Source organism: Streptacidiphilus neutrinimicus, assembly GCF_000787815.1.
In the GTDB taxonomy this organism is placed as follows: domain Bacteria; phylum Actinomycetota; class Actinomycetes; order Streptomycetales; family Streptomycetaceae; genus Streptacidiphilus; species Streptacidiphilus neutrinimicus.
The window spans coordinates 74,311-91,409 of record NZ_BBPO01000030.1 but is presented as its reverse complement, the minus strand read 5'-3'; the positions used below and the strand labels follow the sequence as shown (position 1 = coordinate 91,409).

The 17,099-nt window shown below is 73.5% G+C and carries 12 protein-coding genes and 1 pseudogene; 3 read left to right on the top strand and 10 right to left on the bottom strand.

The features are described 5' to 3' along the window. From TR48_RS20190 to TR48_RS20180, 3 genes and pseudogenes are all read left to right on the top strand, one after another. Nucleotides 1–160: pseudogene (locus TR48_RS20190) on the top strand (roadblock/LC7 domain-containing protein); the annotation flags it as partial. Nucleotides 161–227: 67 nt separating this feature from the next. Continuing rightward, complete coding sequence (locus TR48_RS40650; protein ID WP_084729580.1) at nt 228–803, top strand: DUF742 domain-containing protein; 576 nt, start codon at nt 228–230, stop codon at nt 801–803. After that, nucleotides 784–1,380 carry a GTP-binding protein gene (locus TR48_RS20180; RefSeq protein WP_084729579.1) on the top strand — a complete coding sequence of 199 codons (597 nt, stop codon included), beginning with the start codon at nt 784–786 and terminating at the stop codon, nt 1,378–1,380. Before TR48_RS40650 ends, TR48_RS20180 begins: the two co-directional genes overlap by 20 nt. A gap of 99 nt (nt 1,381–1,479) precedes the next feature. Here the strand turns inward: TR48_RS20180 and TR48_RS20175 are convergent, their stop codons facing one another. The 10 genes from TR48_RS20175 to TR48_RS20130 all read right to left on the bottom strand — a co-directional run bounded on the left by TR48_RS20175 (nt 1,480) and on the right by TR48_RS20130 (nt 17,099). Further along, nucleotides 1,480–2,595, bottom strand: coding sequence for a threonine aldolase family protein (locus TR48_RS20175; protein ID WP_063771020.1), 1,116 nt, complete (start codon nt 2,593–2,595; stop codon nt 1,480–1,482). Further along, nucleotides 2,588–3,640, bottom strand: coding sequence for a 2-oxoacid:ferredoxin oxidoreductase subunit beta (locus TR48_RS20170; RefSeq protein WP_042369324.1), 1,053 nt, complete (start codon nt 3,638–3,640; stop codon nt 2,588–2,590). The genes TR48_RS20175 and TR48_RS20170 overlap by 8 nt, the downstream gene beginning before the upstream one ends. Then, nucleotides 3,633–5,552, bottom strand: coding sequence for a 2-oxoacid:acceptor oxidoreductase subunit alpha (locus TR48_RS20165; protein WP_042369321.1), 1,920 nt, complete (start codon nt 5,550–5,552; stop codon nt 3,633–3,635). The genes TR48_RS20170 and TR48_RS20165 overlap by 8 nt, the downstream gene beginning before the upstream one ends. Nucleotides 5,553–5,616: 64 nt before the next feature. After that, entirely contained in the window at nt 5,617–6,339 is a 723-nt protein-coding gene (locus TR48_RS20160; protein ID WP_063771019.1) for a 4'-phosphopantetheinyl transferase family protein, read from the bottom strand. After that, nucleotides 6,332–9,061, bottom strand: coding sequence for a non-ribosomal peptide synthetase (locus TR48_RS20155; RefSeq protein ID WP_042369319.1), 2,730 nt, complete (start codon nt 9,059–9,061; stop codon nt 6,332–6,334). Before TR48_RS20155 ends, TR48_RS20160 begins: the two co-directional genes overlap by 8 nt. 54 nt (nt 9,062–9,115) lie before the next feature. Beyond that, nucleotides 9,116–9,940 (bottom strand): SDR family oxidoreductase, encoded by an 825-nt coding sequence (locus TR48_RS20150; RefSeq protein WP_042369317.1) that lies wholly within the window; start codon nt 9,938–9,940, stop codon nt 9,116–9,118. After that, a complete protein-coding gene (locus tag TR48_RS20145; RefSeq protein ID WP_042369316.1) occupies nt 9,931–10,695 on the bottom strand; it encodes a thioesterase II family protein in 765 nt (254 codons plus the stop codon). The genes TR48_RS20150 and TR48_RS20145 overlap by 10 nt, the downstream gene beginning before the upstream one ends. Before the next feature lies 1 nt (nt 10,696). Then, nucleotides 10,697–11,962: a cytochrome P450 family protein gene (locus TR48_RS20140; protein ID WP_042369314.1), complete on the bottom strand. Its 1,266-nt coding sequence runs from the start codon at nt 11,960–11,962 to the stop codon at nt 10,697–10,699. Continuing rightward, nucleotides 11,959–13,317, bottom strand: a complete 1,359-nt coding sequence (locus TR48_RS20135; protein ID WP_042369311.1) for an MFS transporter — start codon at nt 13,315–13,317, stop codon at nt 11,959–11,961. Before TR48_RS20135 ends, TR48_RS20140 begins: the two co-directional genes overlap by 4 nt. Next, nucleotides 13,314–17,099 (bottom strand): type I polyketide synthase, encoded by a 3,786-nt coding sequence (locus TR48_RS20130; protein WP_084729578.1) that lies wholly within the window; start codon nt 17,097–17,099, stop codon nt 13,314–13,316. Before TR48_RS20130 ends, TR48_RS20135 begins: the two co-directional genes overlap by 4 nt.

Below are 17,099 nucleotides of genomic sequence, written 5' to 3'. Positions count from 1 at the left end.
CATCATGGCGGTCTCCGACGGCTCCTCCCTCGCCGTCCTCGCCTCCCCCGACAGCGACATCGGCCTCGTCGGCTACGAGATGGCCCTCCTGGTCGACCGCGCCGGCACCGTGCTCACCCCGGCCCTCCGCGCCGAACTCCAGGGGAGCCTTCTGCACTGATCAGACGTCATAGCTGATGACGTCACCATGAACCACGTCCGCACCATTTCGACTGTGAGGAGGAACCGTGACACCGCCCGAGGACCAGAACGGCCAGTACGGCGCTGCCTATCCGGGGACAGGCCATGACGCGTTCGGCGGTCCCGCCGGCGGCTATGCCCCGGCTCCTGGGTACGCCGGTTACAGCCAGGCGCCCCAAGCCGGGCAGTCCGGCTACTGGCAGGACCAGCAGCCACAGGAGTGGCAGCCCCAGTCCCCGCCTCCCGGCCGTCACCACGCTCCGGTCGAGATGGACCAGGACGACGAGCCGCTCATCCGCCCCTACGCGATGACCGGCGGCCGGACCCGTCCGCGCTACCAGCTCGCGATCGAGGCGCTGGTGTCGACCACCGCCGCCCCGGAGCGGATCGGTTCCCTGCTGCCCGAGCACCAGCGCATCTGCAGCCTGTGCACCGACATCAAGTCGGTCGCCGAGATCTCGGCGCTGCTGTCGATGCCGCTCGGCGTGGCCCGCATCCTCGTCGCCGACCTGGCCGAGTCCGGCCTCGTCGCGATCCACCAGCCTGCCGCCGGGGGCGAATCCGGCGGAACGCCTGATGTGACACTGCTCGAAAGGGTGCTCAGTGGACTTCGCAAGCTCTAGGCCGACTGCCCCGGCCGCGACCGGGGGCCGCAGCACGACCTCCGCGAAGATCGTGGTGGCGGGCGGCTTCGGCGTGGGCAAGACGACCCTCGTCGGCGCGGTCTCCGAGATCAACCCGCTGCGTACCGAGGCCGTCATGACCTCGGCCTCGGCCGGGATCGACGACCTCAGCCACGTCAGCGGCAAGACGACCACGACGGTCGCCATGGACTTCGGCCGTATCACGCTCGACGAGGACCTGATCCTCTACTTGTTCGGCACCCCCGGACAGGACCGCTTCTGGTTCATGTGGGACGACCTGGTCCGCGGCGCCATCGGCGCCGTCGTCCTGGTCGACACCCGCCGCCTCGCCGACTGCTTCCCGGCGATCGACTACTTCGAGAACAGCGGCCTGCCGTTCATCGTCGCGGTCAACGCCTTCGACGGCAGCCAGACCCACACCCCGGACGAGGTCCGCGAGGCCCTCCAGCTGGGCCACGACACCCCGATCATCACGACCGACGCCCGGCGTCGCGACAGCGCCAAGTCCGCGCTGATCACGCTCGTCGAGCACGCACTGCTGGCCCGCCTGCGGTAACGCTCCAGGAGACGCGAGAAGCCACCCAGCGCGCATGGCCCTGATCACCAGGGACCATCCGCCTCGGGTGGCTTTCGCGTTCCGGAGCGCGGCGGCCCACTAGGCCCACAGGCAGTGGTCCCAGGATTCGTCGCGGTGACGCGGACGCCGGGCCCCGGGCCGGTCGGCGCCCTCGCGCGAGAGGCGGCCGATCTCCGCCGTGAGCCCGTCGACCTCGGCGGCGGAGTGCGCGAACGAGGTGACGAAGCGGACGACCCCCGGCTCCCAGCGGTCGTGGTAGAAGGCATATCCCTGCGCGAGCAGCCCCTTGACGACGGACGGGGTGAGGCCGCAGAAGACCATGTTGGTCTCCGGCGCGCCGTGGGGTACGACGCCCGGCAGGCCCTGCAGGCCCTCCCAGAGACGGGTGGCCAGGGTGTTCGCCCGGGACGCGTTGCGCAGCCACAGGTCGTCCGCGAGGTAGGCCTGGAGCTGCGCGGCGGAGAAGCGGGTCTTGGCGGCGAGCTGGCCGGCACGTTTCACCCGGGCCCGCAGCTCGTGGGAGGCCGCGGGGGTGAAGGAGACGACCGCGTCGGCGGAGATCGTGCCGTTCTTCGTGGTGCCGAAGGACAGCACGTCGACCCCGGCCTTCCAGGTCATCTCGGCCGGGGTGGCGCCGAGTCGGCTCAGTGCGTTGGCGAACCGGGCGCCGTCCATGTGGACCCCGAGACCCACGGCCCTGGCGTCCCGGCAGAGGGCGCCGAGCTCGTCGAGCGTGTACACGGAGCCGCTCTCGGTGCCCTGACTGATGCTCAGCGCGGAGGGCCGCACGCCGTGCGGGTCTTCGGTGCGACGGCCCAGCGCGCGGAGCAGCGCGTCGGGGTCGATCTTGCTGTCGGCGCCCGGGACGCCCACGAGCTTGGAGCCGCCGGTGAAGAACTCGGCCGCGCCGCCCTCGTCGTTGTCGATGTGGCTGTCGGGGTGGCACAGGACGCTGCCCCACGGCTGGGCCAGGGTGGCCAGGGCCAGCCCGTTGGCGGCGGTGCCAGAGGAGACCAGGAAGACGTCGAGGTCGCGCTCGAAGAGCTCCCGGAGCCGGTGGCGCACGGCCTCGGTGAGGGGGTCGGCGCCGTACGGCGCGGCGTCGCCCACCGCCACGGCGGTGACCGCCTCCAGCACCTCCGGGGAGGCGCCGAAGGCGTTGTCGCTCAGGAAGGTGCGCCCGGCCTCACTCATCGCGGGTCCAGGTGTCGCCGCCGGCGAGCAGCGACATCAGGTCGCCCTCGCCGTACCGGGCGACGGCGGTGTCGAGCTGGTCGGCCATCAGGGTGTCGTAGACGGGGCGTTCGACGTCGCGGAAGACGCCGATCGGAGTGTGGTGCAGGGTGTCCGGGTCGGCCAGGCGCGAGAGCGCGAACGCGGTGGTCGGCGAGGCGGCGCCGGCGTCGTGGACCAGGAGGTCGGCCTCGTTCCGCGCCGTCACCGTGACCACCTTCAGCTCACCCGTGGCCCGGTCCCTGACCACGCCCTGCTCGCCGTTCGCGCCGAAACGGATCGGACGACCCTGCTCCAGGCGGATGACGGCCTCCTTGGCCCGCTCCTTGTCCTTCAGGGCGTCGAAGGCGCCGTCGTTGAAGATGTTGCAGTTCTGGTAGATCTCCACCAGCGCGGTGCCCTGGTGCTCGGCGGCGGCCCGCAGCACCGAGGTGAGGTGCTTGCGGTCGGAGTCCACCGTGCGCGCCACGAAGGTCGCCTCCGCCCCGATGGCCAGGGAGACCGGGTTGAACGGCGCGTCCAGCGATCCCATCGGCGTGGACTTGGTGATCTTGCCGACCTCGGAGGTCGGCGAGTACTGGCCCTTGGTCAGGCCGTAGATCCGGTTGTTGAAGAGCAGGATCTTCAGGTTCACGTTGCGGCGCAGCGCGTGGATCAGGTGGTTGCCGCCGATGGACAGCGCGTCGCCGTCCCCGGTGACCACCCAGACCGACAGGTCGCGCCGGCTGGTGGCCAGTCCCGTCGCGATCGCCGGGGCGCGGCCGTGGATGGAGTGCATCCCGTAGGTGTTCATGTAGTACGGGAATCGGGAGGAGCAGCCGATGCCGGAGACGAAGACGATGTTCTCGCGGGCGAGACCGAGTTCGGGCATGAAGCCCTGGACGGCCGCGAGGATCGCGTAGTCACCGCAGCCCGGGCACCAGCGCACCTCCTGGTCGGACTTGAAGTCCTTCATCGTCTGCCGGGCCTCGGCCTTGGGTACGAGCGACAGAAGAGTCTCAGCCATGGATGGCCTCCTTGAGCGAGTCGGCGAGTGCGTCGGCCTTGAACGGCATGCCGTTGACCTGGGTGACGGAGCGGGCGTCGACGAGGTAGCGGGCGCGGACGAGGACGGAGAGCTGGCCGAGGTTCATCTCGGGGACGACGACCTTGTCGTAGCGGGCCAGGACTTCGCCGAGGTTCTTCGGGAACGGGTTGAGGTGCCGCAGGTGGGCCTGGGCGACGCGCTCGCCCGCGCCGCGCAGTCGCCGCACCGCGGCGGTGATCGGCCCGTAGGTCGAGCCCCAGCCCAGCACGAGCAGCTTCGCGTCACCGCCCGGGTCGTCCACCGTCAGGTCGGGGACGGCGATGCCGTCGATCTTGGCCTGGCGGGTGCGGACCATGAACTCGTGGTTGGCCGGGTCGTAGGAGATGTTGCCCGTGCCGTCCTGCTTCTCGATGCCGCCGATACGGTGCTCCAGCCCGGGCGTGCCGGGGACCGCCCACGGACGGGCCAGCGTCTCCGGGTCCCGCTTGTAGGGCCAGAAGACCTCGCTCCCGTCCTCCAGCACGTGGTTCGGGGCGGTGGTGAACGGCACGCGCAGGTCCGGGAGTTCGTCCTGCTCCGGGATGCGCCACGGCTCGGCGCCGTTGGCGAGGTAGCCGTCGGAGAGGAGCATGACGGGCGTGCGGTACGTCAGCGCGATCCGGGCCGCCTCGACGGCCGCGTCGAAGCAGTCCGCGGGGGTGCGCGGGGCCACCACCGGCACCGGCGCCTCGCCGTTGCGCCCGTACATGGCCTGCAACAGGTCCGCCTGCTCGGTCTTGGTGGGCAGGCCGGTGGAGGGCCCGCCGCGCTGGATGTCGACGACCACGAGGGGAAGTTCGAGGGAGACCGCCAGCCCGATCGTCTCCGACTTCAGTGCCACGCCCGGCCCCGAGGTGGTGGTCACCGCGAGGGAGCCGCCGAAGGCCGCGCCGAGGGCCGCGCCGATGCCGGCGATCTCGTCCTCCGCCTGGAAGGTCCGTACGCCGAAGTTCTTGTGCCTGGACAGCTCGTGCAGGATGTCCGTGGCGGGGGTGATCGGGTACGAGCCCAGGTACAGCGGCAGCTCCGCCTGCCGGGACGCGGCGATCAGGCCGTAGGCCAGGGCCAGGTTGCCGGAGATGTTGCGGTAGCGCCCCGGCCGGAAGGCCTTCACCGCCGGCGCCACCTCGTAGGAGGCCGCGAACTCCTCCGTGGTCTCCCCGAAGTTCCAGCCCGCACGGAACGCCGCGATGTTCGCCCGGGCGACCTCGGGCTTCTTCGCGAACTTCGACGCGAGGAACTTCTCCGTGCCCTCGGTGGGCCGGTGGTACATCCACGACAGCAGGCCCAGCGCGAACATGTTCTTGCTGCGCTCGGCCTCCTTCCTGGTGAGGTCGAAGGCCTTCAGCGCCTCGACCGTCAGCGTGGTCAGCGGCACCGGGTGCAGGCGGTAGGCGTCGAGCGAGCCGTCCTCCAGCGGGGAGGCGTCGTAGCCGACCTTCTGCAGCGCCCGCGCGGAGAACTCGTCCGAGTCGACGATGATCTCCGCGCCGCGCGGGAGGTCCGCCATGTTCGCCTTCAGGGCGGCCGGGTTCATCGCGACCAGGACGTCCGGCTCGTCGCCCGGCGTGAGGATGTCGTGGTCGGCGAAGTGCACCTGGAAGGAGGAGACACCCGGCAGGGTGCCCGCGGGGGCGCGGATCTCGGCGGGGTAGTTGGGCAGCGTGGACAGGTCGTTGCCGAACGACGCCGTCTCGGAGGTGAACCGGTCGCCCGTCAGCTGCATGCCGTCGCCGGAGTCGCCCGCGAAGCGGATGACCACGCGGTCCCGGCGGCGGACCACCGAGCGGGCGGGGGCGGGCGGGCTCGGCTCGGCGACGTCACCGATGTCCACCGGGGTGAGAAGCGACATGGAATCTGGTCCTTACTGGGAAGTGACAGTCGGGAAGACAGAGCCGGGACGACCGGTGATCCGGTCAGCCGGCCGTGGCGAGGGCGATCGCGGCGGCGAAGGACGACGGCGCGGCGACGTCGTGGACGGTGAACTTCCGCTGCGCGGCCGGTACGGCCGAGGCGCCCACGTACGGGTCGGCGACCCCGTAGGCGAGGCCCACCCCCGTCGCCTTCAGGTACGCCTCCTTGCGCGTCCAGATCCGGGCCAGGACCGCGGGGCGGTCCGCATCCGGCAGGGCGCGCAGGGCGCGCTGCTCGCGCGGGTGCAGCGCGGGCAGCAACTCCTCGGCGATGGCGGGTTGGGGCACCCCCTCGACGTCGGCGCCCACCCGGACTCCGGACACGGCGATCAGGGCGCGCCCGCAGCTGTGCGAGAGCGAGAAGTGCGGTCCGGCGTCCGCCAGGGCGGGCCGCCCGTGCGGCTCGCCGCAGCACGGGCAGCCCTCGCGGGCCAGACGCACCGCCTCGGCGGCGAGCCCGGTGTACCCGCCCAGGATCAGCCGGAGACCGACGTGGGCCGCCCGGTAGCGGTGACGGTCGGCGGGACGGCGCAGCCGGGCGGACCGCTCGCGCTCGGCGGGGCTCAGCGGCGCCTCCTGCGACGCCACCGGGTAGCCGCCCACGACCTCGCGGTCGGTGTCCAGCCACCACAGCACCACCTCGTCACCGAGCGGCGGCGGCCCGGGCTCGGGGAAGGCGCCGTCCAGGGTGCGGACGGCGAATCGGGTCCGTACGCGTTCAGGCACCGCTGCCCGCCCCGGCGAGTTCGCGGATGGTCGGCGTGCGGAACAGGTCCCGCAGCGGTACCGGCGGCAGACCGCGTCCGCGCAGCGCGGCGCTGATCCGCACCGCCAGCAGGGAGTTGCCACCGAGCTCGAAGAAGTCGTCGTCGAGCCCCACGGCCTGGCCCAGAACCGTCGACCAGATCTCCCGCAGGACCGACGCCGTGTCCTGGCCCGCGCCGTCGGCGGCCGACGGAACGACGGCGGCCCGGACCGGCTCCGGCAGGCGGGCGGCGTCGAGCTTGCCGTTGGAGGTCAGCGGCAGGGTGTCGAGCGCGGTGACGGTCGCCGGGAGCATGTAGCCGGGCAGCACCGTCGCCGCGCGCTTGCGCACCCCGACGGTGTCCACCGCCGCCGGGACGACGTAGGCGTCGAGTCGGGCGGTCGCGGGGTCGGCCGGGTCGTCGCGGCGGACCACCACGGCCGCCGCGCGGACGTCGGGATCCTCCAGCAGCACGGACCGGATCTCGTCCAGCTCGATGCGGAAGCCGCGGATCTTCACCTGGCTGTCGATGCGCCCCAGGTGCTCCAGCGTCCCGTCCGGGCGCAGCCGGCCCAGGTCGCCGCTGTGGTACTGCACCCCGTCCGCGTACGGGTCGGGCGTGAACCGGGCGGCGGTGAGCTCGGGTTGGCCGAGATAGCCGAGGGCCACCCCGGCGCCGCCCACCCGGATCTCGCCGGTGACGCCCGGCGGGACGAGTCGGCCGCGCTCGTCGGCGACGTACAGGTGCCAGCCCGGAAGGGCCGGGCCGACGGACTTGGAACCGGCCAGGGCCAGTTCCCGGGTCAGTGTCTGCGCGGTGACGTGCACGGTGGTCTCGGTGATGCCGAACATGTTGACCATGCGGCACTCCGGCTCGGGGTGCCGGTCGAACCACCGCAGCAGCATCCGGGCGTCCAGCGGCTCACCGCCGAAGACGACGAGGCGTACGGCGAGCGCCGCGTGGTCGGTCTCCAGCAGCTGGGAGAAGGCCGACGGCGTCTGGCTCAGCACCGTGACCCGTTCCCGCTCCAGTAGCTCGCGGAACTCGTCGGGCTCGCGCGACACGAGGTAGGGAACGACCACGAGCCGGCCGCCGGTCAGCAGGGAGCCCCAGATCTCCCAGACGGAGAAGTCGAACGCGCCGGAGTGGAAGAAGGTCCACACGTCGGCCGGTCCGAGGCCGTACTCGTCACGGGTCGCGTCGACCAGCGCGACGACGTTGCGGTGCGGTACGACGACGCCCTTGGGACGCCCCGTGGAGCCGGAGGTGTAGATGACGTAGGCGGGGGCGTCGGGGCCCTGCGCACCCGGGAGCTCGACGGGACCGAGCGTGGCGGAGGTGTCGACGAGCTCGTCCGGGGTGACGGTGGTGCAGTCCTCGGTCGGGTGCTCGGGGTTGCGGGTGACCACCAGCCGCAGGGCCGCGTCTCGGGTGGTGTGGGCGAGCCGGTCGGCGGGGTAGGCGGGGTCGGTCGGCACGTAGGCGGCGCCCGCCTTGAGGACGCCGAGCATGCTCACCACGAGCTCGGTGGTGCGCTCCAGGCAGACGCCGACGCGGTCGCCGGGGGCGACCCCGCGCGCGACCAGGCCGCGGGCCAGCAGGTCGGCGCGCGCGTCGAGCTCCGCGTAGGTGAGCGAGGTGCGGCCGTCACCGACGGCGGGGGCGTCCGGGCGCGCGGCGACCACCTCGGCGAAGGCGTCGGTGAGCCGTGCGGGCTCGCCGGTCGGTGCGGTGGCCGGGCGGCCCAGTGCGGCGACGCGGCGGCGCTCGTCGGCGTCGAGCAGCTCGACCTCGTCGACCGGCCGGTCGGGGTGCTCGACGAACTGGCCCAGCACGTGCGCCAGATGGCGCAGGAAGCCGTCGACGACCTCGGGGGCGAAGTGGCTGCGGCGGTAGACGGCCGTGATCCGGCTCGCCTCCGGACGCACCCACAGCGTGAGCGGGAACGGCGGCGCGAGGCACGGCCGGTACTCCGCGCCGGCCGCCGCGCCGGTCACCGGGGCCCCGGGCTCGACGACGCCGACGGTCACGGGCTGCCGAGTCGGCGTCGCTACGAGGTCGCGCAGCCCGGCGAGGGTGCTCTGCGCGGGAATCGCGTGGGCGAGGGCGCCGCGCCGGTCCGTGGCGAGGGTGACGTCCCCGGTCGCACCGTGGCCCGCGTAGCGGTTCAGGACGAGCGCGAGCGCGGGCAGCAGGGCGGACGGGTCGACCGGGTCCGCCAGGTCGAGGGAAAGCGTCTCCCCGCCGACGGCGCCCCGGCGCCCACCGCCCCAGTCCGGCGCGGGGGCGGCGGCAACGCCGCTCGGCGCGGGGGCGGGAACGTCCCGGGTCCCGGCTTCGCCGACTGCGCTTCGCGAGCCGGCCGTGGGTGCCCTGCCGACCCCGGCTGCGCCGTCGGCTCCGGCGGCCAGGGTCGCGGCCAGGTCGTGGAGCCCTTCCTGGTCCAGGACCGCCCGGTCCGCCACCAGGACCAGATCCACGACGCCGTCCCCGTGGCGCAGGACGACGCAGCGGACGGCGGAGGTCGGCCGGGACAGTTCGGCGTCCCCCAGGCGGCGGGCCTCGGGGCTGTCCGCCGGGGCGGCGACGTGCTCCACCCACAGCTGCCAAGGGCCCGCCGTGGCGAGGCGCGCGGTCAGCTCGGCGTCGGTCGCCGGTCGGCTCAGCCGTAGCCGTAGGGCGTGGCACTGCTCACCCACCATGGGGTGTCCTCCCTTTCATTCCAGCGGTCACATTCCGGGGGTCGCGTCTGCGGGTCAGCGCGCGGTGAACCCGCCGTCCACGGTGAGCACGGAGCCGGTCACCTGGCGGGCGTCGTCCGAGAGCAGGTAGACCACCGCGGCGGCCACGTCCTCGGGCTCGATCAGGCTGTTCATCGGCTGCGCCTCGGTGAACGTCTGCTCGTGCTCGCCGACCTGGACCTCCAGGGCGCGGGCGATCTCGGCGAGCATCCGGCCCTCGGCCGTCGCGTCGTCGCGGACCGAGCCGGGGCAGACGGCGTTGACGCGCACCTTGGTGGGCGCGTAGTCGAGCGCCGCGGCCTTCGTCAGTCCGATCAGGCCGTGCTTGGCGGCGACGTAGCCGGCGAAGTGCCGGTAACCGACCAGTCCGGCGGTGGAGGAGACGTTGACGATCGAGCCGGAGCGCCGGGCGCTCATCGCCCCGGCGACGGCGCGGGTCACCCGCCAGGCGCCGGAGAGGTCCACATCGATCATCAGCGCCCACTCGGCCTCGCCGATCTCGTGCACCGGCTTGCCCGAGGGCGCCGCGATCCCGGCGTTGTTGACGACTCCGTCGACGCGGCCGAACCGGTCCTCGGCGAGGGCGACGGCCCGCTCGACCGCGTCCAGGTCGCGCACGTCGCAGGCGACGGGGAGGACCGTGACGCCCTGCTTGCGGCAGAGCGTCGCGGTGTGCTCCAACTGCCCCCTGGTGCCCAGCGGGTAGGGGACGCCGTCGAGGTCCTCGCACAGGTCGAGCAGGACCAGGTCGGCGCCCTCCGCGGCGCAGGCGAGCGCGGTGGCCCGGCCCAGTCCGCGGGCGGCGCCGGTGATCAGCACGGTCTTGCCGGTCAGACGCACAGTTCCTCCGCGACGCGGCTCGGGATCGGATTCGGGCTCAGGTGCTCGGCGACGATCCGGAGCAGCTCCGGAGCCGACTCGGTCAGGTACATGTGGCCGCCGTCCAACTCCACGGCGCGGAAGGCGACGTCGGTGGTGCGGGCCCAGGCCGCGAGCTCGTCACGGGTGACGAGGGTGTCGGCGGAGCCGCGCAGGGCCGTGACGGGTACCGGCAGCGCGGTCTCGTCGGCCGGGCGGTAGGACTCGTGCATCTCCACGTCGGCGCGGAGCGTGGGCAGGATCAGCTCGCGCATCTCCGGGTCCTGCAGGGCCTCGTGGGTGTAGCCGGCGAACTCGTTGACACGGGCCAGGAAGGCGTCGTCGTCCAGGCCGGTGGCCTGCCGGGAGCGGGGCTCGGCCGGGTGCGGGGAGCCGCTGGCGAAGAGCCCGACCAGCCGTACCCCGGGCGTCGCCACGAGTCGGCGGGCCAGCTCGTAGGCGAGGACCGCGCCCAGGCTGTGGCCGAACAGGGCGACCCGGTGCGCGCCCCGGCCCTCGCCGGGGCCGCCCAGCGCGGCGAGCAGCTCCGCGTGGAGGGCGCCGGCCGCCACGGTCGCGTCCCGGTAGGGCTCCTCGTCGATCCGCCGCTCGCGGCCGGGGAGCTGGAGCGGGAGCACGTCGAGCCCGAGCGGCTCGGCCTGGCGCTGCCAGGGACGGTAGAACGAGGCGCCCGCGCCGGCGAACGGCAGGCAGACCAGGGTGGTGCGGTCGGACATGTCAGCGCTCCTCGGGGGCGTCGGCGGCGAGGCGGGCGTCGTAGGTGACGGGCAGCCGGACCAGGCCGCGGCTGGTGGAGTTGTCGAAGAGCCACTCGACCTCGTCGGCCGGTACCGCCAGGCGCAGGCCGGGCAGGCGGCGCAGCAGGGTGGTGAAGGCGATCTGTCCCTCGACCCGGGAGAGCGGGGCGCCGACGCAGAAGTGCGGGCCCTGGCCGAAGGCGAGGTGCCGGTTGGCCGTGCGGGTGATGTCCAGCTCATCCGGGTTCTCGAAGGCCTCCGGGTCGCGGTTGGCGGAGCCCATCAGCAGGTGGACGAAGCTCTCCTTGGGGATCGGGCAGCCGCCGAGCTCCATGTCCTCGGCGGCGACGCGGAGCGTGCCGCGGTAGACCGGGGACTCGAAGCGCAGGAACTCCTCGACTGCGGACGGGGCCAACTCGGGTTCGTTCCGCAGCAGTTCCAGCTGGTCGGGGTGGGTGAGCAGGGCGTGCGAGCCGCTGCCGATCAGGTTGGCGGTGGTCTTGTGCCCGGCGATGATCAGCAGCACCAGGGTGGAGACCAGCTCGTCGTTGGTGAAGCGGTCCTCCTCGTCGGCGGCCCGTACCAGGATGCTGACCAGGTCCTCGCCCAGGTGAGCGCGGCGGTCGGCGAGCAGGTCCACCAGGTAGCGCTCGATGCTCTCGCTGGCGTCCTTGAGCTTCTCGTTCGACTCGGCGTCGGGGTAGGGCGCGCCGCTGAGCCAGGTGCCCCAGGTGTGCAGCTGCGGCCGGTCCGCGACCGGGACGCCGAGGAACTCGCAGATGACGCGCATCGGCAGCGCGAAGGCGAACTCCATCAGGTTCACGTCGCCCTGCTCGGGGAAGGCGTCGATCAACTCGTCGGTGATCTCCTGGATGCGCGGGCGCAGCAGCTCCATCCGACGCGGGACGAAGGCGCGGCTGACGAGCTTGCGCAGCCGGGTGTGCTCCGGCGGGTCGGCGGTCAGCATGTTGCGGACCAGGACGGGGCTGGCGTCCTTCACCAGGTCGCGGAACCAGGCGGGGGCGCTGTCGACGCGCTTGGACAGCCGCGGGTCGCTGAACGCCCTGGCCACGGTGGCGTAGTCGGCGACCACGTAGCCCTCGCCGCCCACGGGGTAGTTGATGGCCTGGACCGGGCAGCCGGAGGCGCGCAGCCTGGCGTTGCCGGCGTGCAGGTCGCCGCCCTCGGGAGCGGTGAAGAACTCGGGGGGCAGCTGGTCCGTGGTGCGGGGCAGCTCGGTGGTCATCGGGATTCTCCTTCCTGAGCGGCAGGCGCGGTGTCCGCGGACACCGCGTCCGTGTACGCCTCCGGGGGTGCGAGCTTGCGGATGCGCGGGCTGAGCGTGGGCAGGGCGGCCAGGCCGGAGAGCACGGCCATGACGGTGAACACCCAGACCGGACCTGCCTGGTCGAAGATCGCGCCGATCAGGAAGACGCCGACCGGGGCGGCGATCATCGACATGAACATCACCGCGCCGAGGACCCGGCCCTGCGCCTTGTCGGGGACCATGGCGGCGAGGTAGGCGAGGAACAGGGCGCTGGTGATGGGACCGCGCAGGAAGACACAGGCGACGATGATCCCGAGCGGGATGACCCCGGAGACGTTGGCGAGCGCGATCGCCGCCACCGGGCCGATCCACGCGGCCGTCAGGAAGAGCTTGGCCGGCGCGACCTTCTTGATGACCGGACCCGCGATGAGCGAGCCGAGCAGACCGCCCACGCCCGCGATGGCCAGCAGCAGACCGGTGTAGCTCGCGGAGGCGCCCCGGCTCTGCGCGGTGGCGATCAGCGCGAGGAAGACGCCGGTGTGGGTGAACGCCATGTTCGAGCCCATGATCCAGACGATGAGCAGGCGCAGCACCGGCTGCCGGGCCAGGATCCGGAAGCCCTCGATGGTGTTGCGCTTCTCCCCCGGCGCGGCCTGTTCCACCTTCATCGGCTTGCGGATGAAGAGCAGCAGGACGCTGGAGCAGAGGAACGCGATGGAGGCGGCCAGGAAGGGGAAGGCGCGCGCCACGCCGAAGAGCCCGCCGCCGATGGGCGGGCCGCCCATGGTCGCGGCGAAGTACCGGATCTGGTTCTGGGCCGTCGCCTGGGTGAGCTGGGAGGGCGGCACCAGCTGCTTGATGGCGGCCAGCCCGGTGGGGTTGGAGATGCCGAGGCAGGCGGACGAACCGACGGCGATGGCGAAGATCAGGAACGGGTTGGTCCGGTCGGCGAAGATCAGCACGCTGAACAGGCCGAGCAGGACGACCCTGACCATGTTGCACAGCAGCATCAGCAGCCGGCGGTCCATCCGGTCGGCCAGCGTGCCGCCGGGTATGGACAGCAGGCTCGCGGTGAGCAGCTGCGCCGAGCCGACCGCGCCCGCGTAGAAGGCGGAGCCGGTGGTGGCCAGGATGAGCAGCGGGTAGGCGACCTCCGCCGTCTCCTTGGCGAGCGCGGCGAACGCCTCACTGGTCCACAGCGACTGGAAGTCGAGGTTCCTCAGCAGCGGCTTCTCCTGCTGGGCCACCTCCTCGGGCGCCGCCTCCTGGGGCGCCGCCTCCGTGAGCTGTTCCGTCTGCGGCTGTACGTCGGGCGACGTCTGCGAGACCGTCATGAAACCTTCCTCTCCTTGATCGCTTCTTCGACATGGGCGGCCAGCTCGTCGACGTGGGGGTGCCGGAGCATCGACCAGTGGTCGCCGGCCACCGGGACCACCCGGAGGCCCGCGGGGTAGAGCCCGGCGAGGCGGTGCGCAAGCCGGGCGACCGACGCCTCGTCCGCGTCCGCCTTGAGGAGCACGGTCGGGCAGAACACCGGGTCGGGCCGGTAGGTCAGCACGGCGGCCTGGCCGCCGAGGAACCGCCCGCGCGCCCGGGGCGCGCGGCGCAGAGCACCGCCCACCGGTCCCCGGCCGAACAGGGCGTCGAACCCGGCGCGCACCCCGCCCAGCAGGAAGTCCGGTGCGCCGGCGACCGGCAGCGGCCGGCTGTCGGGTACGTAGCCGTCGAGGAGGAGCAGCAGGTCCACCTCCCGGCCCAGGCGCATCAGCAGGCGCGCGGTCTGCTGGGCCACCACGGCGCCGAAGGACCAGCCGCCGAGGGTGACCGGACCGGCCGGCTGGACCCGCAGCAGGGTGCGCGCCTGCGCGGCGGCGAGCTCCCGGAGGGTCCCGCCGACGTGGGCTGCCCGTTCCAGGGCCAGCAGCGGGCGGTCGTCGGGGAGCCTGAGCCGGGCGGCCAGGTCCTGGTAGGGCAGGGCGGTGCCGACGGCGTCCGCCAGGAGGAAGACCGGTCGCCCGGCGCCCTCCCGCAGCGTGGCCACGCCGGGGGGCGTCACCGTGGCGTGGCCGTCCTGGCCGGGCAGCCGGTCCGCGACGAGCTGGACGAGCCCGGCGAAGGTGCCCTTCAGCGTGAAGTCGGTGACCGAGATCTCCGCGCCGACGCGCTCACGGACTGCGGTGGCGAGCGCGATGCAGAGCAGCGACTCGCCGCCGAGGCCGAAGAAGTCGTCCTCGTCGGTGACGTCCGGGACGCCGAGGGTCTGGCACCAGACCTCCGCGAGAACCGCGCGCAGCGCGCCGCCCGGTCGCACCGAGGCGGACGGGCGGCCGCTCGCCTGGGGTCGGACGGTCGCCGCGCGCTCCGGCGGCGCGGCGACACGGACCGGCTGCGGGCTCCGGCTCTCGCCGAGCGCCTCCGGCTCCTCGCCGAGGAACGGGTGCGCCGGCAGCGAGCAGCGGCCGGGCCGGTCCTCGGGGTCGGGGTGCCGGGCCGTCAGGACGGCCGCCAGCGCGGGGTCGACGCCGAGTTCCCACAGCGTGCCGAGCGCGCCGAGCAGCCCGGCCTCGGCGTCGACGTCACCACGGGCGCCGGGGGCGAGCCGGACGGTCAGCTGCCGCGGGTCCCAGCCGGGGGCACGGCGCAGCGCGCCGGCCATCGATCCGCCGGGGCCCAGCTCCAGGTACGTGGTGCAGCCGGCCGTCAGCAGGGTGGCGGTGCCTGCGTCCAGCCGTACCGGCTCGCGCAGGTGCGCGGCCCAGTGGCCGGGCGTGGCCGCGGCCTCGGGGTCGACCCAGTCACCCGAGGTGTTGGAGATGTACGGCAGCCGTGACGGGCGGGCGGGCATCGACGACAGATGGTCCCGCACCGCCTCGGCTGCCGGGCTCATGGACGGCGAGTGGAAGGCTCGCCGGGTGTGGACGGGTGTGACGCGCAGTCCGGTGAGCGCCTCACCCGCGAGGAGGGAGTCCATGGCGGCCTCGGGGCCCGAGAGCACCGCGGACCCGTTGCCGCGGACCGCCACCGTGACGCCGCAGTCGGCAGGCAGCCGGGCCTCGATCTCGGCGGGGTCGGCCTCGACCGCGGCCATCCGCCCGGGAGCCGCGTCGCGCATCGCGACGGCTCTCCGGTGGACCAGGACGACGGCGTCACGCAGCTCCCAGACCCCGGCGAGGGCCGCGGCGGCGTACTCGCCGACGCTGTTGCCGAGCATCGCGTGCGGGACGACGCCCCAGGCGGCCAGCTGACGGCCGAAGGCGTAGCCGAGGGCGAAGAGGCCGAGCTGCTGGTGCACGGTGTCCGCGTACCAGTCGTCGCCGCCGTCCGGTCCCTCGGGCACGGCCGGGGTGATCACCAGGCCCAGATCGACGCGGCAGTCGTGGCGGGCGATCGTACGGATCTCGTCGAAGGCCGCGCGGAACTCGGGCAGCAGCCGGTACGCCGCCTCGCCCGCGGCGTCCTTGAGCGTTCCCTGCCCCGGGAAGAGGAAGGCCACCTTGCCCAACCGGCTTGTGGCGTCCAGCCGTTCGGCCGCGGCGCCGGCCGCGCGCAGCGCCTCGGCGGCGCGGGCGGCGTCGGGCACGACGGCGGTCCGCCGGTGCGGGTGGACCCGGCGGCCGGCCAGGGTCACGGCGGCCGCGTCGAGTTCCGGCGCGTCGGACTCGGCGAAGCGGTCCGCCAGGGTGCCGGCCAGGCGGGCCAGCGCGGCCGGGCTGTGGGCCGACAGAGGCAGCAGGTGAGGGACGGGCTGGGCGACCGCGGCCGGACGACGGGTCCGCGCCGCGTCGGGGGCCTCGGTCAGCACCACGTGGGCGTTGGTGCCGCCGACGCCGAACGAGCTGACCGCGCCGACGCGTCTGGACCGGCCCTCCGGCAGCTCCCACGGCACCAGCGCCTGCGCCACCTTGAACGGCGAACGCTCCAGCTCCAGCAACGGGTTGGGCTCGGTGTAGTGGGCCGTCGGGTAGATCTCGCGATGCTCCAGCATCAGGACCGTCTTGATCAGACCGGTCACCCCGGCGGCGGCGCCGGTGTGCCCGACCTGGCCCTTGACCGCGCCCAGCGCGCACCAGCCGGTCTGCCGGCCGACGGTGCCGTAGACCTCGGTGAGGGCCTGCACCTCGATCGGGTCGCCGAGTTGCGTGGCCGTTCCGTGGGCCTCCACGTGACCGACGGAGGCGGCGGACAGTCCCGCGTCCTCCAGGGCGGCGCGGATGACCTCGCTCTGCCCGGCGGCGGAGGGCGCGGTGTAGGCCATCTTCTCCGCGCCGTCGTTGTTGAGCGCGGTGCCGGCGATGACGGCGGCGATCCGGTCGCCGTCGCGCACGGCGTCGGCGAGGCGCTTGAGGACGACCACGCCGACGCCCTCGCTCGGCACGGTCCCCGCGGACCGGGCGTCGAACGGGCGGCAGTGCCCGTCCGGGGCGAGGATGCCGCCGGGCTCGAACAGGTAGCCCCACTCCCCGGCCGGCATCACGGTGACCCCGCCCGCCAGGGCCGCGTCGCAGTCGCCGGACCGCAGCGCGCGCACCGCGAGGTGAACCGCCGTCAGCGAGGTGGAGCAGGCGGTCTGCACCGTGAGTGCGGGCCCGCGCAGGCCCAGCTTGTACGCCACGCGGGTGGCGACGAAGTCCTTCTCCCTGCCGATGTACCGCGCCAGCTCGCCCAGCGAGGAGTCGTCCCGGCCCGGCCCCGAGCGGTCGGCGCCGGCGAACACGCCCACGCGGCCGGGGAACCGGATCGGATCGAGACCGGCGTCGTCGACCGCGGTCGCCGCGCACTCCAGGAAGACCCGCTGCTGCGGATCCATCGCCGCGGCCTCCGCCCGGCTGTACCGGAAGAAGGACCAGTCGAAGCGCCCGGAGTCCTCGATGACGCCCATGGCCGCCACGAAGTTCTCCCGGCCCGTGTACGCCGGGTCCGCTCCGCGCCGCAGCACCTCCTCACGGCTGAGGCGGCTGATGCCGTCGCGGCCGTCGCGCAGCATCGCCCGGAAGGCGCGGACGTCGGGCGCGCCGGGCAGCCGGCAGGCCATGCCGACGACGGCGACGGCGTGGTCGGCGGACGGGTCGGGAGTCGCGCTCCCGGCCCGTTCGCCCTCGACAAGAGAGAGGGCCAT